Here is a 21,117-nt window from a genome sequence, read left to right on the forward strand (position 1 = left end):
GTTGCGCGATGAAAATTAAACGCTTTTTTGCAGCAGACATACGGCAGGCCATGCGCATGGTCAAAGAAGAATTGGGCGCCGATGCAGTGATTATGTCCAACCGTTCGGTGGATGGCGGCGTGGAAATCGTGGCGGCCCGCGACTTTGACGAGCAGGTCATTCATAAAAATCTCAAGCAACGCGAAGATGAAAAATCGCCGCCTAATGAAGTTAAAAAAGTCGATTTGCCTGATCTCGAAGCCGAAAAAAAATCGTTGCATGTTTTAAGCAGCGCCAGAAAACGCGGCGCAGAAGGCAGTATTCCGGAAAATCCGATACGCCGTAATCTGGATCAATACGTCGGTTATGCCGAAAAACTCCAGGTCGGTCATAACAACGCGCAGAAAATCTCCGAAAAAGTTCGCCAAGTCGAAAAACCAGCGTGGGCGAATGCCGATCCAAAATTAAAACCGTTGACCGAGCCGCGTCCGGTGCAAGCGCACAATGGCGATAAATTCATCGACGAAATGCGTGCGGAAATGAAAGAACTGCGGACCATGTTGGATAGTAAGCTGTCGAATATAGTCATGCAAATGCCCCAACACGGACTACCTTTACACGACGATTTGCGTGATCGGATGCTGGAGTGCGGCTTCTCGAAAAATTTGGCGGGCAAGATAGCCAACCGGCTTGGTAGTCATAAACAATTCGATTTGGCCATCGGCAAAGCCCAGGAAATGTTAGCTAGACTCGTGCCGATAGCCGATGACAACTTGCTGGATCAAGGCGGTATTGCTGCATTGGTCGGCTCGACCGGCGTTGGTAAAACCACGACAGTCGCTAAGTTGGCCGCTCAGTTTATTTTAAAACACGGCTCCCGGCAGATTGCGCTGATTACCACGGACAATTATCGGATCGGTGCCCACGAGCAAATCAATACTTACGGCAGAATCCTGGATGTGCCGGTCAGAGTGGCGGGCGATGCGGAGGAATTGCGCAGGCATATCAATAGTTTTTCCGACAAACGCCTGATTTTGATCGACACCGCCGGCATGAGTCAGCGCGATATGCGCTTGGCGGAGCAGCTGAAAACCTTGCAACATGGCGATTTGCCTATACGCTCCTATTTGGTGATGTCCGCCACCACGCAATATAAAGCAATGCTGGAAATTATGGACGCGTTCCGAATACTCGAACCACAAGCGACTATACTAACGAAGTTTGATGAGGCAGTTAGCAAAGGTACCGCGTTGTCGGCGATTATCGAGCGGCGAATGCCATTGTCATTTATCACTGACGGTCAGCAGGTTCCAGAGGATATTTACTTACCCGATGCCAACGGTTTGATTCAGCAGTGTATGGAAAATGTCGATCAGGACCATGGCTATGGCGACGACGTGAATGTTGAAGATTGGCTGGCGGAAAGCCATGCATAAGTCATTCGATCAGGCAGCTGGAATTAGACAAATGAGACATATGAAACCGGTGCGAGTAATCGCTGTAACAAGTGGCAAGGGTGGGGTTGGTAAAACCAATCTTTCCGTGAATATCGGCGTGGCGCTGTCCAAAATGGGCAGGCGCGTGGCGATACTCGATGCCGATATGGGCTTGGCTAATGTCGATATTTTGTTGGGGATGTTTCCCGAATTCAATTTGTCGCATGTATTGAGCGGCGAAAAAAGTCTGAAGGAAATCATGATGACCGGGCCTTCCGGGCTAAAAATCATTCCGGCTTCGTCGGGTATTCAGCGGATGTCCGATTTGTCGAGTATCGAGCAAGCCGGCGTGATACGCGCTTTCAGCGAAATCGACCGAGAGTTGGATGTGTTGATAGTCGATACCGCTGCCGGTATTTCGGCAAGCGTGGTGAATTTTGCCCGTGCTTGCCAGGAAATTATCGTGGTGGTTTGTGACGAGCCGACCTCGCTGGCTGATGCCTATGCGTATATCAAGTTGTTAAACAGAGACTACGGGCTCAACAGTTTTCACATCATTACCAATATGGTGCAGTCGGCGGAGCACGGACAGGCTTTGTTCAATAAGCTGAGTAAAGTGACGGACCGTTATTTGGATGTGGCCTTGCATTTTGTCGGCGCAGTGCCGCAGGACGAATATTTGAAAAAGTCCGTGCAAAAACAAACGCCGGTGGTGGAAGCATTCCCGCAAAGTAAAGCGGCACTGGCGATAAAGAATTTGGCCCGAAAAATCGACAGCTGGCCGATCAAGCCTAAAGCCGGCGGCTACCTGGAATTTTTTGTCGAACGGATGATTCAGTACAGCGCGAAAGAGGATGTTGCATGAGCGGAGCGGCAATGTATGCTGCCGTGCAGGCTGGAAATGTTGATGCCCTAGTCATTCAACATGCGCCGCTGGTAAAACGCATTGCCTACCACTTGATGGGCCGGTTGCCCGACACAGTGCAGCTCGATGATTTGATTCAATCCGGCATGCTGGGTTTGCTGGAAGCGCTGAAACATTATGACGCCGGTCAAGGGGCGAGCTTTGATACTTACGCCGGCATCCGCATTCGCGGGGCTATGCTGGATGAATTGCGCCGTTCCGATTGGACGCCTCGTTCGGTGCACAAGAAAGCCCGGATGGTGGCGGAGGCGATACGCGAGGTTGAAAACCATCTGGGACGCGACGCCAAGGATACCGAAGTGGCCGGGCATATGGGTATCGATCTGACCGAATACCATCATATTCTGCAAGACGCGGTGTCTTGCAAGACCTTTAGCGTCGAAGAATTGGTGCAAGGCGAAGACAGCGTCATTGACGATGTGCACGGCAATCAGCAGCCGGATGAGGTGCTGGTCCAACAGAATTTTCAAAAAGCCCTGGCCAAGGCCATCTCGGAATTACCGGAACGGGAGCGCTTGGTGATATCGCTGTATTACGACGAAGAGCTGAATTTGCGTGAGATTGGCAAGGTACTCGATGTGAGCGAATCGCGGGTTAGCCAAATTTGTAGTCAGGCGATGTTGCGCTTACGCGCTAGACTTGCGGATTGGGTGGAAGGGAAAGATAATGAAAAGTGCAGCTAATATGTGGTTATTGCAGGAATTTTTCGCAATTATTAGCCACAAATTAGAGGTTTCTTAACAATAAAGTAATCTGGGTGGAGATTATCCTTGGATAAAAATATGCGTATTCTGGTTGTCGATGACTTTTCGACAATGCGGAGAATAGTAAAAAACCTGTTGAAAGATCTGGGTTTTACCAACACTGTGGAAGCTGACGACGGTAAAACGGCACTGCCTATTTTGGAAAAAGGCGGTATCGATTTTTTGATTACTGACTGGAATATGCCGGGTATGACCGGCATCGATTTATTGAAGGCCGTCAGGTCTACTCCCAGTTTGGCCAATCTGCCGGTGTTGATGGTCACAGCCGAAGCCAAGCGCGAGCAAATCATTATGGCTGCGCAGGCCGGTGTAAATGGGTATGTCATCAAGCCTTTTACTGCTGCTACGCTTAAAGAGAAAATCGAAAAGATTTTTGAACGCATCGACGGCTGAAGCACAGGGAGATTACGATGAATACTGACCTGCTGAGTTTGGCCCGAGATTTGGTCGCAGCATTAGAAAAATGCGACGAAGCGGCTGCCGACGAAATTCTCGATCAAGTAGCCGGATTAAGAGAAACACAATTGTTTAAAGAAATTGGCCGCTTAACTCGCCAATTGCACGACACCATGGTTAGTTTTTCCGTCGATTCTAAAATAGCGGCCATGGCTGAGCACGATATCCCGGACGCCAAGGAGCGCCTGCATTATGTGATCGCCATGACCGAACAAGCCGCGGATCAGACGCTAACCGCCGTTGAAGAGTTGTTGCCGGTATCGGATGAGCTGAACGGGCAGGTTAAACAATTGTCGGCGCAATGGAATCGCTTTTTGGATCGGGAAATGCCGTTCGACGAGTTTAAGGCGATGAGCGCCGACCTCAGTCAATATTTTGAGCAATCGCAAGTGTCTCTGGAAAAAATCCAGGCGGGTTTAAACGATATTTTGATGGCGCAAGGGTTTCAAGATATTACCGGGCAGATTATCCGCCGGGTTATCGATTTGGTGCAGGATCTAGAAGGCAGCATGGTTAATCTGATCAAAATTTCCAGTCGCAAAATTACGCCAAGCAGCGGAGCGGCGTTGCAGCCCGAAGTGCCCGGACCGGTTGTCCCCGGAGTAGATGACAGAGCCGGCGATGTCGCCACAAGTCAGGTCGATGTTGATGATTTACTGTCTAGTCTAGGTTTCTGAGGAAAACAACATGGCGATCGATCTGGACGACGAAATATTGCAGGACTTTCTGGTCGAGGCCGGGGAGATTCTCGATTCACTGGGTGAACAACTGGTAGAACTGGAGCAATCACCCGGCGATCTTGATCTCCTCAACTCGATATTTCGCGGGTTCCACACCATAAAGGGCGGTGCCGGTTTTCTGGCTATCAGCGCTCTGGTCGATGTTTGTCATAACGCCGAAGACGTTTTTAACGTGCTCAGGCAGGGTGATCGCCAAGTCACCCCGGATTTGATGGATGTGATTTTGCAAGTAGTGGACATCGTCAACGAGATGTTCGGGCAAGTCCGTTCAGGCAATACGCCAAAATCGGCCGATCAAGGCCTTTTAAAACGCTTGAAAGCCTACGCTGGTCCGGCTGAAGCTACCGCTGCTGAGGTTACGGTAGAAACGGTTATAGTGAATGAAACTCCGGAATCTCATCAATTATCCCCTCAAGAATCCGCAGCTCAAGATTACGATGCGATGCTCGATCCCGAGGAGTTATTGGCCAGCGAATCCGCCACGGAAGATGCCGACGAAATTACCGAACAGGAATTTGAGGATTTGCTAGATGCTTTGCATGGTAAAGGTGGTTCTCCTACTGTACACATAGCGCCGCAATCGGCAGCCCCGGCGGCGGATGACGAAATCAGTGAAGACGAGTTTGAAAATTTACTCGACGAGTTGCATGGCAAAGGCAAATTTTCGGTAAAAGCCGAGGCGCCAGTTCAATCCAACGATTCGGGCGATATTACCGACGAAGAGTTCGATAAAGTACTCGATGCTTTACACGGTAAAGGTAAGTTCGATGCTGCCAATTTGGGCAAGATTGATGAGCAAGCTGCGGGTGAAAAAGAAGCACCAATTAAAAATGTGGCGGCGCCTGTCGAGAAACCGGTCGTGGCTGCTAAACCCGAGCCGGTCGAGAAACCGCCCGCCGATGTGGAACCCGAAAATAACCTCGGCAAAGTAGCGCCGGTAGTAGATTCCGTTTCCGACAAAAGTAAAGCCGCAACACCGCAAGCCGATACCACGGTCAGGGTAGATACCCAGATTTTGGACGATATTATGAATATGGTCGGGGAGTTGGTGCTGGTACGCAATCGCTTCCAAACCCTTAAAGCCAATGCCGAAGCTGGCGAACAGTTGTCCAAGGCTATTTCCAATCTGGATGTGGTGACCGCCGATTTACAACTGGCGGTGATGAAAACGCGGATGCAGCCTATCAAAAAAGTCTTCGGGCGTTTTCCGCGTGTGGTACGCGATTTGGCTAGAAGTCTGAAAAAAGAAATCAGGCTAGAGTTGGTGGGTGAAGAAACCGATCTCGACAAAAATCTGGTCGAAGCCCTGGCGGATCCTTTGGTGCATTTGGTCAGAAACGCGGTAGATCACGGTATCGAATCTCCGGATGAGCGCGAAGCCAACGGCAAACCTCGGGAAGGCGTGGTGATATTGAAAGCTTCTCAGGAAGGCGATCATATCCAGTTGTCCATCAAAGACGACGGCAAGGGTATGAACCCCGACATACTGCGCGCCAAAGTAGTGGAAAAAGGCTTGATGGATGAAGAAAGCGCCGCCCGTCTTGACGATAAGGAATGTTACAACCTGATTTTTCTACCCGGCTTTTCCACCAAAACCGAAATTTCCGACGTATCCGGTCGCGGTGTCGGCATGGACGTGGTGAAGACCCGTATCGCGCAAATGAACGGCGTGGTGGAAATCGATTCTGTGGAAGGCAAGGGCAGCACTATTCTGATCAAGGTGCCGCTGACTTTGGCTATCATGCCGACCCTTATGGTGAAGCTGCGCGGACAGGCTTTCGCGTTGCCCTTGGCCAGCGTTCTGGAAATACTCGATCTGGATTTGAGTAAAACCAATAAGGTAGATGGTCAATTGGTGGTAATGGTCAGAAACAAGGCCTTACCGCTGTTTTATTTAAGCGAATGGCTGGTCAGAGGTTCTTATTTCACGGGCGAAACGCAGCCGACCAATCATGTGGTGGTGGTGAACGCCGGCGGCAGGCATGTTGGTTTTGTGGTGGATCAATTGATCGGTCAGGAAGAGGTGGTGATTAAAGCGCTGGGTGCCAAGTTACATGGATTGGAAGGGCTGGCGGGAGCCACCATTACCGGTGACGGCAAGATAGCGCTGATACTCGATGTGCCGGGTCTGATGAAGAAGTATGCGATGTGACGCGGCAATATGACCATTCGGGTGCTGATCGTCGACGACTCCAATTTTATCTGTAAAAGAATTCGGGAAATTTTAGAAGAGGATCAAGAGTTTAAAGTGATAGGCGTCGCCCATGACGGTCGCGAAGCCATAGAGCTTGCGGCAAGTCTGCAACCGGATGTTATAACCATGGACGTGGAGATGCCAATCATGGATGGTATCACGGCAGTCAAAAAAATCATGGGCACCCGGCCCTGTCCGATTCTGATGTTTTCGGCAATGACACAAGTCGGCGCTCAAGCCACTCTGGATGCGTTAAATGCCGGCGCTATCGACTTTTTGCCCAAGCAGTTGGAAGACATCGATGCTAATCGTGAAACGGCCCGCTACTTGCTGAGATATCGGGTGAGGATGGTGGCTTCTCAGGCTACTAGAATGACTTCCCTTAGACCTCTGGCGCGCACGAGCCTAGAAGAGCATCAGAGCTCAACCGCAGAAAGCCCCGCAGCTAAGCCGATACGCGCTGCGTCGGCGTGGTCCAAGACAGCAACTAGCGGCAAAATCGAGCTTTTAGTGGTTGCCGCCTCGACCGGCGGTCCGGTCGCCATGCAATACGTGCTGAGCAAAATTCCGGCTGAGTGTTCGATACCCATATTGCTGGTGCAACACATGCCGCCTAATTTCACCAAAAGCTTTGCCGAACGCTTGAATTTGCTGTGCAACATTAATGTCAGGGAAGCGCGAGATGGTGACGTATTGCAGCCGGGTACCGCATTATTAGGGCCAGGGGCAATGCAGATGCAAGTAAAGCAAGTAGCCGGTGAGCGGCGGATTGCATTGAGGGCCAAGCAAAGCGGGGAAATTTATAGTCCCAGCGTCGATATTACTTTTGACTCGCTTGCCCAGGTGTTCGCCGGGCATGTGTTGGCGGTGGTGTTGACCGGCATGGGGGCCGACGGCAAGGCTGGTGCTATGAAGTTAAGGCAGCGCGGCGCGCAAATCTGGGCGCAGGACGAGGCGACAAGTACTATCTATGGCATGCCTAAAGCCATCGCAGAAGCCGGTCTGGCGGATCATATTTATTCTCTGGAAGAGATTGCCAACCAATTTAAAAAATTACATTGATGGATATTCTCAGTATTTTGGGCGTGTTGATAGGTTTTTCCGCGATTATCGGCGGTAACCTAATGGGCGGAGGAGAGCTCGGGTCCCTAATCAATTTTCATGCCTTCATTATTGTGGTGGGGGGTACGCTGGGAGCCACGCTGTTGCAATTTCCGCCCAAGGTATTTCTGCGCAGTTTACGAATTTTGAGTTGGATCTTTGTGCCGCAAAATTTGCAGCTTAAAAAGCAAATCGACAAGATCGTACGCTGGAGCTCTCTGGCGCGCAAGGAAGGCTTGCTGGGGTTGGAATCCGTTATCGAAACCGAAAAAGACAGTTTTGCCAAAAAAGGTTTGCAGTTGCTGGTCGATGGTAACGAGCCGGAAGTGATACGCGATTGCCTTGAGGTTGAGCTAACGACAAAAGAGCATCTGGATATCCAGGCTGCCAGGGTTTTCGAGGCAATGGGCGGGTATGCGCCGACTATCGGCATTATTGGTGCGGTAATAGGCTTGATTCATGTCATGCAGAATTTAGCCAAACCGGAGTTGTTGGGTAGCGGCATCGCGACAGCCTTCGTCGCGACTATTTACGGTGTCGGCCTAGCCAATCTATTGTTTATTCCCATAGCCAATAAGCTGAAGAGTCTGATTTTCGAAGCATCGCAAGCCAGGGAGATGGTGATAGAAGGCATTTCCTCGATAGCCGAGGGCGAAAACCCGCGTAATATCGAATTGAAGTTATCCGGTTTTTTATTGGAAAAATAATGGAGGCCTTATGAGTCGGCGCAGACGCAGGCCATTGCAAGAGGCCGATAATCACGATCGCTGGATGGTGTCTTACGCTGATTTTGTGACCTTGCTCTTTGCCTTTTTTGTGGTGATGTATTCGATTTCTTCGGTTAATAAGGGTAAATACGAAACATTCTCCGAATCGCTGGACCAGGCACTGTTTCACAACGAGAAGATTCAAAAGGAAGCCGAGCCGATTCAGATCGGTGTGATTCCTACTACGATCCAACCTATCGAGCTGCCTAATTTGGCTACAGCCGAAGAACGTGAACTAAGCGAGGAGATTTTGCAAGAAAAGCAGCGGCTTAGCGAAGTCTCCGAACAGTTTCAAGGCGCTTTGCAGCCTTATGTCGAAAGCAAGCTCGTCGGTATTAAAAAGCACGATTTCTGGGTGGAATTGGAAATGAACAGCGAATTGCTGTTCGCCAGCGGCAAGGCCGAACTGTCCGCTAAAGCGCTCCCCGTGCTGGCAAAAGTCGCGGAAGTGATACGAGATGTGCCTAATGTGATTAACGTGGAGGGTTACACGGATAACGTGCCTATTTCCACTGGCTTTTACCCGTCCAATTGGGACTTATCCTCGGCCAGAGCGACCAGCGTGGTCAAGGAGTTGGTAAAAAACAATATTCCGGCGACACGATTATCGGCGGTGGGCTATGGAGAATTTCATCCGATCGCCGATAACAAAGACGAAGAAGGGCGCTTTAAGAATCGGCGAGTTGTATTAGTGCTGATGTCGCAAGCCTTTGCTCGTTACGGTATGACTGACGACGAACGCGCGAAAGTGCTGAATTTGGCGCCGTCGCAGCCCAGCTCGCCACCTGAAACCGCAGTTGAAAAGACGCCGGAACCGCCGGCTCAGTTATGAAAATATGGTCAGTTTCCAATCAAAAAGGCGGAGTCGGTAAAACGACTACCGTGGTGACGCTCGGTGGCTTGCTGTCTTCCTGGGGGTTTAGGACTCTGCTGGTCGATTTGGATCCGCACGGTTCGTTGACCAGCTATTTCAAGATGAATCCGGATGAGATCGAGCTTGGTGTTTACAATTTATTTCTCGATGCCAGCGAGAAAAAGAAAAACATCGATCCTCAGGTCTATATCGCCAAGACCGACTTTGATGGAATCGATGTCTTGCCCGCATCGACTGCTATCGCCACTTTGGATAGACAGGTCGCCGCAATCGGCGGCATGGGCTTGGTAGTTGCTACCGCATTAAACAAAGTGGCCGACCAATACGATTACGTGATTATCGATAGTCCGCCGATGTTGGGGGTTTTAATGATCAATGCGCTGGCGGCTTGCGATCATTTAATTATTCCGGTTTTAGCCGAATTTCTGGCCTTAAAAGGTCTGGATAGAATGGTGCACACCATAAAAATGGTGTTCCATTCCCGGAAAACGCCGCCTAAATTCACTATCGTGCCGACCATGTTTGACAAACGCACCAAGGCGGCCCGTGACAGTTTAGCGGCGTTACATCAGCAGTACCCGGACAATGCCTGGAGTTCGGTGGTACCGGTAGATACTAAAGTGCGGGATGCCAGCCAGGCCGGTATTCCATTACCCCTGTATGACAAAAGTGCACGTGCAGCGGAAGCGTATGCCGAATTGTTGGAACTGTTATTGCTTGATAAGAGTCCAGACAAAAACTTGGCGCCGCATAAATGACTCAGGCCAAACCACCCCCCAGTATCGTTCATCAACAGTTAGCGCTCGATGTTTATTTGCAGACTCTGTTGGATGAGGTGCCCGAGGCAGAGGAAGCTGTTAGCGTAAAACCGGCGATAGCGCTGGAACGGCTTGTCGTTGAGGAGCCGATCAAGTTGCCGGATCCTGTTCCGGTCGTGACCGGCAGTCCGAAATCAACTTCCAAATCACTGGTTAGGAACCGACAAACCAAGCTTGTAGAGCCGGAAATCCCGGCTAAACTACAGGCACTGTCTATAATGCCGGATTGGTCGCAGTACGAGTTTCAGGCTTTGTTTTTTAAGGTTGATAAGCTGATATTGGCAACGCCGCTGATCGAGTTGTCGAGAACTATCAAAATTGATCGCAAACCCACGAAAATTCCCGGACAACCTTCTTGGTTCTTGGGTTTGCTGGACGAGCATGATAGCCGTATCGGCGTGCTTGATACTCGGCAGTTGATTTTCGGCAAAAGCCGAGGCTTGCAGCCCGATAGTGAAGAATATCCGTTCGAGCGCATTTTAATAACCCAGGATAAAAAATGGGGTTTGGTGTGTGATGAAATTCTCTCCATCGGAAAAGTTAAGCCCGATGGGGTCAGATGGCGAACGGCCAGACAAAAAAAGCCATGGTTAATCGGTACGGTAATAGACGAGTTGACAGCGATTATCGATGTTAAACAGCTAGTACCGCATAGAAAAAATAGTTAAACAGCATCTGGATACAGCAAAATGAGCGAAGATAAAAAACAAGGCGACCCTATCATGCAATGGGTGACTTTTTGTCTAGGCGACGAAAAGTACGGCATCAATGTCATGCAAGTGCAAGAGGTGTTGCGTATTACCGAGATTGCCCCGGTGCCCGGCGCGCCTTCCTACGTATTGGGGATCATCAATTTACGCGGTAATGTGGTCACCGTCATCGATACGCGTAACCGTTTCGGCTTGCCTTCCAAAGACACGGACGATGCGTCGCGGGTAGTGATCATCGAAACCGACCGGCATATCATCGGTATTTTGGTGGATAGCGTTGCTGAAGTCGTGGAAATGCGGGCTTCCGAGATTGAGACCGCGCCCAACGTCGGCAACGAAGAAAGCTCAAAATACATTCAAGGCGTCACCAGTCGCGACAATCATTTGTTAATTCTGGTGGATTTGAATAAATTCCTTAGCGACGACGAAAAAGCCGAGCTGGATATGTTTTGATTGCCTAATTAGGCATGCGAGGTGCAACATGACCGAGATTACACCGATCACGCCTTTTTCTCCCGTTCATACCATATACAAGGTAGAGCGGGAAGAACGTGAAAAACGCCCTCCACAAAAACGACCGCAGACCAAACCCGACCCAAACAAAGACAATAAACAGCCTGCCGAGCATGTTGACGAAATAGTGTGATGAGCGAATATTTATTGCTGGTTTTGGCGGGTATAGTCGTATTTGTACTAGCGATTTTGGTTTGGTTGTTGCGCCAGCAGCAGACACTAAAAAAACAATTTCAACTCCTTGAGGAGCGAGTACAGCGCAGCAACGATGACGTCGCCGGCCTTTGTTCCGCCGCCGTGGCTGTTGATCGGCGGCTAGCTGCTAACGACTCGCGCTTGAACAGCATTGTGGATCAAGTCAATACGCAGCGGCAAACTGTTACTAACGTCGCGCCCGCAGAACCTATCCCCGCAAGCGGCTATGAAGATGTGATCCAAAAAATCCGCAATGGCGTCGGTATTGAAGAATTGGTCAGGGATTGCGGGCTAACCCGCGACGAAGCGGTTTTATTGATGCGCTTACATGGCGGCGGTAAGCGTTCCGGCTTGGGTTAGCTGCGGATCGTTTCCATATACTGATCCACCCCCAGTTCCGCGCGCATCATCGTTGTATCCGCAACTCGCTGTAATAAACGCTGATAGTTTTCATCGTGTTGGCTTCTATCGTTATGTCGGTGCCAAAGATGTAACACAGGCACCGCGAAGCGGCCCTCCTTGCGTTTGACGCCGTAATGAATCAAACGGATCACCAGATCCGAGTCTTCATATCCCCAGCCTTCGAAGACTTCATCAAAACCATTTGTTGCCAGGAAATCGTCTTTCCAGACCGCCAGATTGCAGGTCATGGCTTTTTGCCAATTCTGCGGTTGCCAATAACGCCAGTCGTATAGCGGTAAATACAGCAAAGGCAACAGACGATTGATGCGGCCTCGCAGCCATTGGCATAAAAAAAAGCCAAAGGATTGTTCATGCAGCGGTATTTTTTGCCCTAATACCAGTGATGTGTAAGCTTCGTTCAATAATAGCCGGTTGCCCGGAACGAAATAACCGGTTTCGGCCAATTGTCGATGATGACTAATAAAATCCGGTAGCGCTACGCAATCGCCGTCCATAAATAGCAGATAATCGCCGCGACTGTCGGCAACCGCCTTGTTACGAATGGTGCCGGCCCTAAATCCCTTATCCTCATGCCAAACGTGGCGTACTGGAATTTCGCAGGTTGCGATAAAGTCTTTGATCAGTTCCTGCGTTGCCGTGCCGGAACCGTCGTCAGCGACGATGATTTCAAACCGGCTATCATGTTGAGCCATCAGTGCGAGTAAACAGGCGGAAAGCGCTTCCGGCCAGTTATAGGTGGTAACGATGACCGAGATCAAGCCGTTCATTTGCTTGCTGCTTTGCGGCAAAGCTCGCGTAGTTTCAGGTATTTGTAATAACTACCCTCGGCGTTGGAGATGGCCAACATCAGGCCTTCCGCGCCGTCCAGAATAGCTGCCTGGACGAAATAAGTGCGGATGAAGGTCCACAGGCCTTTGCCGATGGCTTTGCCCAAGCTGGCGCGCTTACCGTTAGCGAACAGTTTCTCGGCGCCCAGGGAAGAATAAGCGTTGATCTTACGCAGTACCTCCGCCGGGTCTACGAAGGCTTCATGCAAAAGTGGATTGTTAAGTTGACGGATAGTCCCCTTAACTTCAATACGCTCATGCACTACTTCGTTACTGAAACGCCCGGCATCGCGGCGAAACAGTCTTAATACGTAATCAGGCCACCAACCGCCATGCTTGATTTGCTTGCCGCAGTAGCTGGATAAACGCGGGATTTCGAAGCCATGGGCCTCGTTTTTCTGTATGGCGTGCTGTATTTCATCCTTTAATGCCGGGCCGATTTCCTCGTCGGCATCGATAGACAGCACCCAGTCGCCACTTGCCTTATCCAATGCCCGCTGCTTTTGCGGGCCAAATCCGGGCCAGTCTGTGATGAATACTTTATCGGTAAATTGTCGGCAAATTGCGACGGTTTCGTCGCTACTACCTGAGTCTAGAACGATGATTTCATCGGCCCAGGCAACTGATGCCAGACAGCGGCCGATATGTTGCGCCTCGTTTTTGGTGATGACGATAACGCTAAGCATTGGCCTGACGAAGGGTGGAATCGGCAGGATGACTTAGCAACGCGCCGAGAAAAAACGCCAGCAAATAACCTTCCGCAAAGGTTTTGAAATGCGAGTTGAACAGGCTTGAAGCACAAATTGCCACCAAAAAACTGGCGGCAATCGGACCGTAGGGTAGGTTATTCATACCTTGGCGCAATGCGACATAAATGTAAGCAAAAAACAGCAGCAAGCCGACCAAGCCGTTTTCCAGCCAAATGAACAGGTATTGATTGTGAGGATCGCTGGTGCTGGTGCCCTGCCATCCCTGGCTTTTGGCCAAGGCATAATTACTGTAGGTCGGTTTGAACGACGAGGTGCCATACCCAAACCAAGGCGATTTCTCGATGAGTTCCACGGTGTTTTTGTAAAAGACCACCCGAATGCCTACCGAAGTTAAATCCTTGCTGCTTTGATAACTGGCTTGTTCGTCCCAAGCCAGTCTGAATCGTTCTTGCAACGTACTGGAGCTTAGGCCAAAGGCCACTAGCGCGATGGCAGCTATCCCAATAATCTGCGGTAGTTTGCTATACCCATATATCGATCCAAATGCAAAAACCGCAGCGATGGGTACGGCTAAATAGCCGCTCCTACCCGTACTAATGAAGAAAATATTGAATAGAAAGATGGCTATTCCTGCCCAAACCGCATATTTTTGCAGGGGGTCGAGGGGTTCCCGCACCAGGAAGATGGCGCAAAGCAGGGCCGCCACAAAAGCGGTACTCTGGGTGGCGTGATTGGTCATGAAAATGCCGACTTCACGGTCTTGTCTCACTACAAGATCGAAAGCCCAAAGTGGTATGGCGATAATGCCAGCTCCAACCATGGCGATGAAATAGCTGTAGACAAACCGTTTTTGCCAAGCCTGTTGCTGAAAAATGCCGATTAGCAGGAACACATATAGCAGCTTTTTCCAGCTGGATAATGTCTCCAATTTGCTGTGCCAGTCTGTATCCGCGTAAAGAGTGCCAATTATCAACCAGGCAATGAATAGCAAGATCATTTTTCCGAGAGGTTGCCGCCAAGATAGCTTGAGGGTCTGCACTGCTTGGCCGGAGAGTAGCCAGAATACTAACAAAGCCACACTGGCTATGCTCGCGATGGCCGTGGAAATGGGCGCGGCGATGGCTGCAACAATAGTCATGCTGCGACAGATATTGAGTGATGTCTCGGACGTCAGGGGGGATGCAAACATGTTTTGTGGTCTTAACGCCATAATTGGTAGATATGTTTACGCTTGAGTTTTTCCCAGCGGAAAAACAGTCCTTTCAGCCAGGTGGGCGGATCGGCTTCCAATGCGCTTTTGAATAAGCCGTTTTTGCTGCCTTGTTCGATGACCGGGTCCTCCAGCCAAATCATTTGAATGCCGAGCTGTTTGTCGATCTTTTCGAATTGATTGTCTATCGGTTCAGCGATTTTGTGAGCTTTAATCCAGTCCAGTCGCCGGCGAGCGGTACTGGCATCGATCAAGTACGAGTCGGCAAAACGACCGCGATGACCTAGATAAAGGTATTGACCGGGTTCGCGTTGGCTCTTGGGGGTAAAAAAATTACCGCCGGAGCCAATGTAGATCACTTTGTCACCCGGAAAGCGAGCGCTTTGGGCGATAGCCCGCTCTAAACCAAGCTTAATATCCTTGCCAAACACCGCGTCGTCTTCCAGCACTAATGAATAGCCCTGTCCGCCAGCATCGGCAATTTTTTGTAAAGCTGCCACATGTTTTAATGCGCAGGATTGTTGGCCGGCCGTAAGCTGGTTGTCGCGGAAAAATTCGGCCATTACGCTGTCAGTCAAGTCTTCAATGTCCCAGTCGAAAATAAATTCGGCCGATAAGCCGAATTTGCGCAACTGTTGTTCCATGAAAATACGGCGTTGAGCGAATTTCTTAACATTCAAAACCAAAATGCGGTCAAGGCTTGGCGATAGCATCATGCGAATTTGGAATCAGGTAGCTGACGAAAAGCCGCGATTATCGACGGTTTTGTGGAAAATAACATCAACGTCATTACTGTTGTCCGGTAATCATCGCGATGCGGATGGCTGTTTGGCTTGCAATGTTTGCGCGATTACCTCAATCACCCGGGCCCCGGATAACTGATCGAGGCAGGCGCTGTGGCTATTGCGGTTCCTATCGCAACCTTCCAGTTGGCAGGGTAGGCAATTTTGTTCGGTTTGGCCTTGCAGCAGATACACATTATGTACTTGGCCCGAACCACGAGACGGGAAAGGCGTTTTATTCTCACTGTATCCATACGGCCAGGGTGCCCATTTCTCCGGGTCGGTGGGGCCGAACAAGGCAAAAGTCAGTGTGCCGGTGGCCGCAGCCAAGTGGGTGATACCGGTGTCGGGACCCACGAATAATCTGGCTTTGCCGATCAAGGCGGACAATTGCCCGAGTGACAGTTGACCGGCAAGATTGATTACATCCGATGGCAGTCGTTGCTGTAATTCTCGCAACGCGTCGAGTTCGGCGGGGTTGCCACTGCCGGTCAATACGATTTGGAGGCCTTGCCGGCCTAAAAAGGCGACGAGCTCCCGCCAGCCGTCGGCATGCCACTGTTTATAGCGCCATTGCGGCATAATATGCAGTACGGCGTATGGGGTGGTTATGGCTGGTATCGGTGTCGAGCTTTGCGGCGGAGTCAGGCGATAGTAAGGGGCTATTCCGAGTAGCTTGCAGAAGCGCAAATTTTCCAAGACGGCGTGGCCGTAATCGGTCCTAAATAACAACCAGCGGTTAAGTAGTGCTTTCTTCCACCAAGCCTTGCCTGTATCGTCAGGCACAAAGCCTATGCTGGTCTTGCCAGCTATCACCGCAAGTAACGTGGGTCGGTCGCCGGCTTGTGTGGAGATGGCTAAATCGTATCGGCGAAACTGGTTAAATAACAGTTTGGCGAATGCCAGCCCGCTGGACTTGCCTTCCAAGATCAGCAACTGCTTGACGTCGGGATTGCCTTCCAGCATGCCCGCGTTACTTGCAGGCAATAAAACATCGATTTCCGCATCCGGATAGGCTTGCTTCAGCGAAGAAATTAATGGCGTCACCAGTAGGGTATCGCCCAAATAACGCAGGGTTATCACCAAAATGCGTTTAGGTTGTATATTGAGCGGTTTTTGGTTGGGCATGGAGCGTTGGCTGATCAACATGGCTGTACATTTTAAAGGTAAACAGTATTGAACACGTTAGAAAATTCGCGCAAAACAATGACGGACGGCCAGGTGTACAAGCGTTTGCTGGCGTTTGTGGTGCCGTATTGGCGTTTATTTGTGGTCTGCGCCATCGGTTTTGCGATCTACGCCGCCACCGAGCCGGCGGTGGTGATGATTATTCAACGCATCATCGACAGCTTTGGGGCGCCGGACAGAAGTGATATTCAGTATTTGCCGCTGGCCTTCGTGGTGTTGTTTTTGGTACGCGGTATAGGCTCATTTTTGGGCAATTACTATCTGGCACGGATTTCCGGCAATTTGATTCACAAGCTGCGTTGCGAGATTTTTAATCAGTACACCCGCTTGTCGGTGCAATATTTCGATGCGCATAACAGCGGTTACATGATTTCGCGGATTACCAATAATATCGGCGAAGTCACGCGTGCTACCTCCGATTCGATACGGTCGTTCGTCCGAGAAGGTTTCACTGCGGTAGGCTTGCTGGGTTATCTGGCGTATACCAACTGGCAGCTATCGCTGGTATTTTTGGCGATTGCGCCGGTAGTGGCGGTCATGGTGCGTTATGTCGGCAAGCGTTTGAAACGCTTGAGCCGCAATATGCAGGATACGGTCGGCGATTTGACGCATATCACCTCGGAAATGGTGTCCGGTAATCGCATCGTCAAAAGTTTTGGTGGTGAGGATTACGAGCGCCAGCGTTTCAAAAAAGCCAGCCTGGATAACCGAACCCAATACCGTAAACTGATCATGACGGTGTCCCTGAATAACCCGCTGATGCAACTGGTCATTTCTTTCGCGCTGGCCGGCATGATGTATCTGGCCTTAATCATGATGAAGTCATCCAGCCCGGGAGAATTTGTCGGCTTTTTTACGGCGGCGTTTTTGTTACCCAAACCGATTCGCCAGTTAAGCGATGCGAATTCCGAGATCTTGCGCGGTATCGCGGCGGCGGAGTCGTTGTTTGAAGTGTTGGACGAGCCGGCCGAAATCGACGGAGGCGATTATCAGGTCGAGCGCAGTCAAGGCCGCATCGAATTCAAGAATCTGAGTTTTAGTTATCCCGGCAGCGAAACCCCGGCCTTAAACGATATCAATGTGACTATTGAGCCCGGTCAGACCGTTGCGTTGGTGGGGGCTTCGGGTGGCGGCAAAAGCACGATGATTAACTTGTTGCCGCGTTTTTACGAGTACGAGCAGGGCGAGATTTTGATCGATGGCGTGGAGTTAAAACGTTACCGATTGGACAGTTTGCGTCGGCAGATTGCCTTGGTCACGCAAAACGTCACCTTATTTAATGCTTCTGTCGCGAATAACATTGCCTACGGGGCTTTGCAAGGTGCGGCCCGAGAGCAGATAGAGCAGGCCGCCATCGATGCTTATGCGATGGATTTTGTCAGCAAAATGCCGCAAGGCCTGGAAACCGAAATCGGTGAGAACGGTGTAAAGCTATCTGGCGGCCAGCGTCAACGCTTGGCGCTGGCGCGGGCATTGTTGAAGGATGCGCCTATCTTGATACTGGATGAAGCCACGTCGGCGCTGGATACCGAATCCGAACGCTACATCCAGGCCGCGCTGAATCGGGTGATGCAAGGCCGGACTACCTTGGTTGTGGCGCATCGCTTATCCACTATAGAAAGCGCGGATGTGATTTTGGTGATGGATAAGGGCCGGATAGTCGAACAAGGTTCGCATCGCGAACTCTTGGCTTGCGATGGCGCGTATGCCAAATTGCACAAGATGCAGTTTCAGGATGTTGGTCAAACTGCGCCAGTGGAGCAATCGGCAAGCCTTGCTGCGCCGACTGAGATAGGTATTTAAAATTGTTTGGAATTTTTGCTGTTACGGAATATCAGCGGCTTTTCCTGGTCGGACAAGGCTAGTTCGCGAGCTGAATTGATCGCCGCGTCAATTCGGTACCGTTCCGGCGATTTGCTGCACACCGGGTCGGTGCTGTACATATCGCCATTGAATAAGAAGGCCTGGCAGCGGCAGCCGCCAAAGTCCTTGAGTTTCTCGTCGCAGCTGCGGCAAGGCTCTTGCATCCATTCCGTACCCCGGAAAAAGTTGAAAGTCTTCGACTCGTTCCAGATTTGCTCGATGCTGAAATCCTTTACGTTTGGGCAATCCAGGCCAGGAAGTTCGCGGGCTGAATGGCAGGGCAAAGCGGTACCATCGGGGGCGATGGTCAAAAAGGTGGTGCCCCAGCCGTTCATGCAGGCTTTTGGCCGGTCTTCGTAATAATCCGGCACCACGTAATAAATCTTCATCTTGCCGGCGACTTTTTCTTTAAAAGCCTGGGCAATTTTCTCCGCTTCTTCGAATTGCTCGCGGGTGGGCAGCAAGGCATCCCGGTTCAGATGCGCCCAGCCGTAATATTGGGTGTTGGCCAACTCCAGATAATCGGCACCGAGGTTCTCGGCCATCTGCAAAATTTCCGGCATTTGGTGAATGTTTTCGCGGTGGATTACCACGCAAAGCACCATCGGATAGCCATGTTTTTTAATCAGTTTCGCCACGTCCTGCTTGTGTTGGTAGGTGGCGGTGCCGGCGATATGATCGTTCAGTTCCTGGGTGCTGGCCTGGATACTGATCTGGATATGGTCTAAACCGGCTTGCTTTAATTCGACGATTTTTTCTTCGTTCAAGCCGTAGCCGGAGGTGATGAGGTTGGAGTAATAGCCCAACTCGCGCGCGTATCTGACCAATTCAGTCAAATCCTGCCGTGTCAGCGGTTCGCCGCCGGAAAACCCCAGCTGCACCGCGCCCATTTTACGTGCTTGACTTAATACGCGTTTCCACTCCTCGGTACTTAATTCGTTGGGGTATTTAGCGTAATCCAGCGGATTGGAGCAATAAGGGCATTGCAGTGGGCACTTGTAGCTCAGCTCGGCCAACAGCCAGCGCGGCGGGGTGATATTAAGCTTGCTTGATCCAGCCATTTTGTAATGCTACGTTCAAAAAGTTAGTGATGTCGTTGGTCAGGCCGGATGTGGCGAATTTTTCTTCCAATTCGGCGACGATTTGTTCCAATATCCGGCTGCCGTCGCACAGCTTGAGTATCTCCGCAGAACTTTGGTTCAACTCGACCATGCCCTCGGGATAAAGAATCACGTACTTTTGCTGGGCTTCTTCCCATTGCAGCCGATGCAGCGGCGAGAACTGGATAAGTTGATCGGGGGTGATGGTCATAGAGTTCCGGTGTTTAGGCAAACGGCTGCAGATTCAAGCAACGTCGATGTCTTCAAAAATTTCCGCCAGCGGCAGGCTTAGGCTCAAACTATGCAGTTGGCAATCGACTTCGCCGAGGTAATCGTGCAACAGCCAATCGTTGTCCGGAGTGCGGCGGAAGCATTCAACTCGGCGGGCGTCGATGTCGACGATCAGGTATTCCTGAAGCGACTCCAGCTTGCGGTAAGCGACGAATTTGCCGCCTCTGTCGTAGTCTGCTGTTGAATCGGACAGTACTTCGACAATTAATGTCGGCTGCGAAATAAATTGTTTGGCTTTGTTATCTTCCGGGTGACAGGACACCATCACGTCCGGGTAAAAGAAAGCGTCGGCGGCCTCGACACGTAGTTTCAGATCGGCGATATAGGCTTGGCAGGATGAGCCGCGCAAGCGTTCTTTCAAGGCCGAGGCAATATTTAGGCTGACGACAACATGTTCACGCCGAGCGCCCGTCATCGCAAATACTTCACCGGCCACGAATTCGTGCTTCTCGACTTGGGTTTCTTCCCAAGCTAGAAAATCGGTAGCGTTAAAACGAAGCTGTTCGGCTGTCTGCATTATTGCTCGATATTGAAATACGGCGGCATGTCGGCAACATAAGCCAGATACATCGCATCGGCCATGCTCCACAACACATCCAGTTTAAATTTCAGAATTTGCACCATGCGTTCTTGCTGCTCGCGGGTTTTATACCAGTCCAGCGTCAGTTCCAGACCGTGCTCGACATCGCGGCGGGCTTCGGTCAGGCGTTTGCGGAAGTAAGTGTAACCCTCTTGTTCCACCCATGGATAGACGTCGGGCCAGTTATCCAAGCGTTGTTGATGAATTTTCGGGGCGAACAGTTCCGTCAGAGAGGAACTGGCGGCTTCGTGCCATTCGGCGCGGCGGGCGAAGTTGACATAGGCATCGACTGCAAAACGCACGCCGGGCAGCACGTGTTCCAGCGAAGTGATCTCTTCGCGGGTTAGCCCAACTGCGATGCCCAAACGTATCCAGGCTTCGATGCCGCCTGGGTCGCCAGGGTGGCCGTCGTGGTCGAGAATGCGTTGTACCCACTTGGCGCGAGTTTCGCGGTCCGGGCAATTGGCCATGATGTTGGCGTCCTTGATCGGAATCATCACCTGATAGTAAAAGCGGTTGGCGACCCAACCCTGCAATTGCTGTTGGGTTAGTTTGCCCTCGTTCATCAGCGTGTGCATCGGATGATGAATGTGGTAGAACTTTTCCATGCCGCGCAGTTTCGCTTCGAATTCTTCGCGGCTCCAGGGTTGATTATCAGCAGTCATGTAACA

At 50.8% G+C, this 21,117-nt stretch carries 24 protein-coding genes; 15 read left to right on the forward strand and 9 right to left on the reverse strand.

Annotated features, from left to right (window positions below):
* The first annotated feature begins 8 nt into the window (after window positions 1–8).
* The 14 genes from flhF to ACR64Q_RS00400 all read left to right on the forward strand — a co-directional run bounded on the left by flhF (window position 9) and on the right by ACR64Q_RS00400 (window position 11,832).
* On the forward strand, window positions 9–1,415 hold the full coding sequence (gene flhF, locus ACR64Q_RS00335) for a flagellar biosynthesis GTPase FlhF (protein WP_026603051.1): 1,407 nt from the start codon (window positions 9–11) through the stop codon (window positions 1,413–1,415).
* Window positions 1,416–1,446: 31 nt separating this feature from the next.
* Entirely contained in the window at window positions 1,447–2,280 is an 834-nt protein-coding gene (locus ACR64Q_RS00340) for a MinD/ParA family protein (protein ID WP_062329866.1), read from the forward strand.
* On the forward strand, window positions 2,277–3,023 hold the full coding sequence (locus ACR64Q_RS00345; protein WP_313733221.1) for an RNA polymerase sigma factor FliA: 747 nt from the start codon (window positions 2,277–2,279) through the stop codon (window positions 3,021–3,023). The genes ACR64Q_RS00340 and ACR64Q_RS00345 overlap by 4 nt, the downstream gene beginning before the upstream one ends.
* Window positions 3,024–3,122: 99 nt before the next feature.
* Complete coding sequence (locus tag ACR64Q_RS00350; protein ID WP_033193930.1) at window positions 3,123–3,497, forward strand: chemotaxis response regulator CheY; 375 nt, start codon at window positions 3,123–3,125, stop codon at window positions 3,495–3,497.
* Window positions 3,498–3,514: 17 nt separating this feature from the next.
* A complete protein-coding gene (locus tag ACR64Q_RS00355) occupies window positions 3,515–4,237 on the forward strand; it encodes a protein phosphatase CheZ (RefSeq protein WP_020483668.1) in 723 nt (240 codons plus the stop codon).
* 10 nt (window positions 4,238–4,247) lie between these two features.
* Window positions 4,248–6,452 (forward strand): chemotaxis protein CheA, encoded by a 2,205-nt coding sequence (locus ACR64Q_RS00360; RefSeq protein ID WP_313733222.1) that lies wholly within the window; start codon window positions 4,248–4,250, stop codon window positions 6,450–6,452.
* A 9-nt stretch (window positions 6,453–6,461) separates the two neighbouring features.
* A complete protein-coding gene (locus ACR64Q_RS00365) occupies window positions 6,462–7,556 on the forward strand; it encodes a protein-glutamate methylesterase/protein-glutamine glutaminase (protein WP_313733223.1) in 1,095 nt (364 codons plus the stop codon).
* Window positions 7,556–8,302 carry a flagellar motor protein gene (locus tag ACR64Q_RS00370; protein WP_020483665.1) on the forward strand — a complete coding sequence of 249 codons (747 nt, stop codon included), beginning with the start codon at window positions 7,556–7,558 and terminating at the stop codon, window positions 8,300–8,302. The genes ACR64Q_RS00365 and ACR64Q_RS00370 overlap by 1 nt, the downstream gene beginning before the upstream one ends.
* Before the next feature lie 10 nt (window positions 8,303–8,312).
* Complete coding sequence (motD, locus tag ACR64Q_RS00375) at window positions 8,313–9,194, forward strand: flagellar motor protein MotD (protein ID WP_313733224.1); 882 nt, start codon at window positions 8,313–8,315, stop codon at window positions 9,192–9,194.
* A complete protein-coding gene (locus ACR64Q_RS00380) occupies window positions 9,191–9,994 on the forward strand; it encodes a ParA family protein (protein WP_020483663.1) in 804 nt (267 codons plus the stop codon). The genes motD and ACR64Q_RS00380 overlap by 4 nt, the downstream gene beginning before the upstream one ends.
* Complete coding sequence (locus ACR64Q_RS00385) at window positions 9,991–10,722, forward strand: chemotaxis protein CheW (RefSeq protein ID WP_313733225.1); 732 nt, start codon at window positions 9,991–9,993, stop codon at window positions 10,720–10,722. Before ACR64Q_RS00380 ends, ACR64Q_RS00385 begins: the two co-directional genes overlap by 4 nt.
* A 21-nt stretch (window positions 10,723–10,743) precedes the next feature.
* Window positions 10,744–11,217, forward strand: a complete 474-nt coding sequence (locus ACR64Q_RS00390) for a chemotaxis protein CheW (protein ID WP_020483661.1) — start codon at window positions 10,744–10,746, stop codon at window positions 11,215–11,217.
* A 28-nt stretch (window positions 11,218–11,245) separates the two neighbouring features.
* On the forward strand, window positions 11,246–11,410 hold the full coding sequence (locus ACR64Q_RS00395; RefSeq protein ID WP_313733226.1) for a hypothetical protein: 165 nt from the start codon (window positions 11,246–11,248) through the stop codon (window positions 11,408–11,410).
* Window positions 11,410–11,832: a DUF2802 domain-containing protein gene (locus ACR64Q_RS00400; RefSeq protein WP_313733227.1), complete on the forward strand. Its 423-nt coding sequence runs from the start codon at window positions 11,410–11,412 to the stop codon at window positions 11,830–11,832. Before ACR64Q_RS00395 ends, ACR64Q_RS00400 begins: the two co-directional genes overlap by 1 nt.
* Here ACR64Q_RS00400 and ACR64Q_RS00405 read toward each other — a convergent pair.
* From ACR64Q_RS00405 to ACR64Q_RS00425, 5 genes are all read right to left on the reverse strand, one after another.
* Entirely contained in the window at window positions 11,829–12,662 is an 834-nt protein-coding gene (locus tag ACR64Q_RS00405) for a glycosyltransferase family 2 protein (RefSeq protein ID WP_313733228.1), read from the reverse strand. The two genes, ACR64Q_RS00400 and ACR64Q_RS00405, sit on opposite strands and share 4 nt — an antisense overlap.
* Complete coding sequence (locus tag ACR64Q_RS00410; protein ID WP_313733229.1) at window positions 12,659–13,408, reverse strand: glycosyltransferase family 2 protein; 750 nt, start codon at window positions 13,406–13,408, stop codon at window positions 12,659–12,661. Before ACR64Q_RS00410 ends, ACR64Q_RS00405 begins: the two co-directional genes overlap by 4 nt.
* Window positions 13,401–14,570, reverse strand: a complete 1,170-nt coding sequence (locus ACR64Q_RS00415) for an O-antigen ligase family protein (RefSeq protein WP_313733230.1) — start codon at window positions 14,568–14,570, stop codon at window positions 13,401–13,403. Before ACR64Q_RS00415 ends, ACR64Q_RS00410 begins: the two co-directional genes overlap by 8 nt.
* A gap of 62 nt (window positions 14,571–14,632) precedes the next feature.
* Window positions 14,633–15,358 (reverse strand): glycosyltransferase family 25 protein, encoded by a 726-nt coding sequence (locus ACR64Q_RS00420; RefSeq protein ID WP_026603063.1) that lies wholly within the window; start codon window positions 15,356–15,358, stop codon window positions 14,633–14,635.
* Between the two features lie 90 nt (window positions 15,359–15,448).
* On the reverse strand, window positions 15,449–16,552 hold the full coding sequence (locus ACR64Q_RS00425) for a glycosyltransferase family 9 protein (protein ID WP_036277739.1): 1,104 nt from the start codon (window positions 16,550–16,552) through the stop codon (window positions 15,449–15,451).
* A gap of 78 nt (window positions 16,553–16,630) precedes the next feature.
* On the opposite strand from ACR64Q_RS00425, the gene msbA reads away from it, so the two are divergent.
* Window positions 16,631–18,415, forward strand: a complete 1,785-nt coding sequence (gene msbA / locus ACR64Q_RS00430) for a lipid A export permease/ATP-binding protein MsbA (protein WP_313735058.1) — start codon at window positions 16,631–16,633, stop codon at window positions 18,413–18,415.
* Here msbA and pqqE read toward each other — a convergent pair.
* From pqqE to pqqC, 4 genes are read right to left on the reverse strand one after another with little or no spacing between them, the layout of a single operon-like run.
* The gene (gene pqqE / locus ACR64Q_RS00435) at window positions 18,412–19,536 is read right to left on the reverse strand and encodes a pyrroloquinoline quinone biosynthesis protein PqqE (protein ID WP_313733231.1); all 1,125 of its coding nucleotides are present in this window, start codon (window positions 19,534–19,536) and stop codon (window positions 18,412–18,414) included. The two genes, msbA and pqqE, sit on opposite strands and share 4 nt — an antisense overlap.
* Window positions 19,514–19,786, reverse strand: a complete 273-nt coding sequence (gene pqqD / locus ACR64Q_RS00440) for a pyrroloquinoline quinone biosynthesis peptide chaperone PqqD (protein WP_313733232.1) — start codon at window positions 19,784–19,786, stop codon at window positions 19,514–19,516. Before pqqD ends, pqqE begins: the two co-directional genes overlap by 23 nt.
* Window positions 19,787–19,819: 33 nt before the next feature.
* A complete protein-coding gene (locus tag ACR64Q_RS00445; RefSeq protein ID WP_026603068.1) occupies window positions 19,820–20,383 on the reverse strand; it encodes a Uma2 family endonuclease in 564 nt (187 codons plus the stop codon).
* Window positions 20,383–21,111: a pyrroloquinoline-quinone synthase PqqC gene (pqqC, locus tag ACR64Q_RS00450; protein ID WP_026603069.1), complete on the reverse strand. Its 729-nt coding sequence runs from the start codon at window positions 21,109–21,111 to the stop codon at window positions 20,383–20,385. The genes ACR64Q_RS00445 and pqqC overlap by 1 nt, the downstream gene beginning before the upstream one ends.
* Window positions 21,112–21,117: the final 6 nt, after the last annotated feature.

The sequence above is a fragment of the Methylomonas sp. 2F7 genome, from assembly GCF_057126975.1.

Bases quoted from the DNA above. Each gene is read 5' to 3' on its own strand.
- ACR64Q_RS00425 (WP_036277739.1), bottom strand. From the start codon at position 16,552: ATGCCCAACCAAAAACCGCTCAATATACAACCTAAACGCATTTTGGTG.
- ACR64Q_RS00395 (WP_313733226.1), top strand. From the start codon at position 11,246: ATGACCGAGATTACACCGATCACGCCTTTTTCTCCCGTTCATACCATA.
- motD (WP_313733224.1), top strand. From the start codon at position 8,313: ATGAGTCGGCGCAGACGCAGGCCATTGCAAGAGGCCGATAATCACGAT.
- ACR64Q_RS00405 (WP_313733228.1), bottom strand. From the start codon at position 12,662: ATGAACGGCTTGATCTCGGTCATCGTTACCACCTATAACTGGCCGGAA.
- ACR64Q_RS00340 (WP_062329866.1), top strand. From the start codon at position 1,447: ATGAGACATATGAAACCGGTGCGAGTAATCGCTGTAACAAGTGGCAAG.
- msbA (WP_313735058.1), top strand. From the start codon at position 16,631: ATGACGGACGGCCAGGTGTACAAGCGTTTGCTGGCGTTTGTGGTGCCG.
- ACR64Q_RS00380 (WP_020483663.1), top strand. From the start codon at position 9,191: ATGAAAATATGGTCAGTTTCCAATCAAAAAGGCGGAGTCGGTAAAACG.
- ACR64Q_RS00365 (WP_313733223.1), top strand. From the start codon at position 6,462: ATGACCATTCGGGTGCTGATCGTCGACGACTCCAATTTTATCTGTAAA.
- pqqE (WP_313733231.1), bottom strand. From the start codon at position 19,536: ATGGCTGGATCAAGCAAGCTTAATATCACCCCGCCGCGCTGGCTGTTG.
- ACR64Q_RS00390 (WP_020483661.1), top strand. From the start codon at position 10,744: ATGAGCGAAGATAAAAAACAAGGCGACCCTATCATGCAATGGGTGACT.
- ACR64Q_RS00385 (WP_313733225.1), top strand. From the start codon at position 9,991: ATGACTCAGGCCAAACCACCCCCCAGTATCGTTCATCAACAGTTAGCG.
- ACR64Q_RS00355 (WP_020483668.1), top strand. From the start codon at position 3,515: ATGAATACTGACCTGCTGAGTTTGGCCCGAGATTTGGTCGCAGCATTA.
- ACR64Q_RS00445 (WP_026603068.1), bottom strand. From the start codon at position 20,383: ATGCAGACAGCCGAACAGCTTCGTTTTAACGCTACCGATTTTCTAGCT.
- ACR64Q_RS00345 (WP_313733221.1), top strand. From the start codon at position 2,277: ATGAGCGGAGCGGCAATGTATGCTGCCGTGCAGGCTGGAAATGTTGAT.
- flhF (WP_026603051.1), top strand. From the start codon at position 9: ATGAAAATTAAACGCTTTTTTGCAGCAGACATACGGCAGGCCATGCGC.
- ACR64Q_RS00370 (WP_020483665.1), top strand. From the start codon at position 7,556: ATGGATATTCTCAGTATTTTGGGCGTGTTGATAGGTTTTTCCGCGATT.
- pqqD (WP_313733232.1), bottom strand. From the start codon at position 19,786: ATGACCATCACCCCCGATCAACTTATCCAGTTCTCGCCGCTGCATCGG.
- ACR64Q_RS00415 (WP_313733230.1), bottom strand. From the start codon at position 14,570: ATGACTATTGTTGCAGCCATCGCCGCGCCCATTTCCACGGCCATCGCG.
- ACR64Q_RS00410 (WP_313733229.1), bottom strand. From the start codon at position 13,408: ATGCTTAGCGTTATCGTCATCACCAAAAACGAGGCGCAACATATCGGC.
- ACR64Q_RS00350 (WP_033193930.1), top strand. From the start codon at position 3,123: ATGCGTATTCTGGTTGTCGATGACTTTTCGACAATGCGGAGAATAGTA.
- ACR64Q_RS00360 (WP_313733222.1), top strand. From the start codon at position 4,248: ATGGCGATCGATCTGGACGACGAAATATTGCAGGACTTTCTGGTCGAG.
- pqqC (WP_026603069.1), bottom strand. From the start codon at position 21,111: ATGACTGCTGATAATCAACCCTGGAGCCGCGAAGAATTCGAAGCGAAA.
- ACR64Q_RS00400 (WP_313733227.1), top strand. From the start codon at position 11,410: ATGAGCGAATATTTATTGCTGGTTTTGGCGGGTATAGTCGTATTTGTA.
- ACR64Q_RS00420 (WP_026603063.1), bottom strand. From the start codon at position 15,358: ATGATGCTATCGCCAAGCCTTGACCGCATTTTGGTTTTGAATGTTAAG.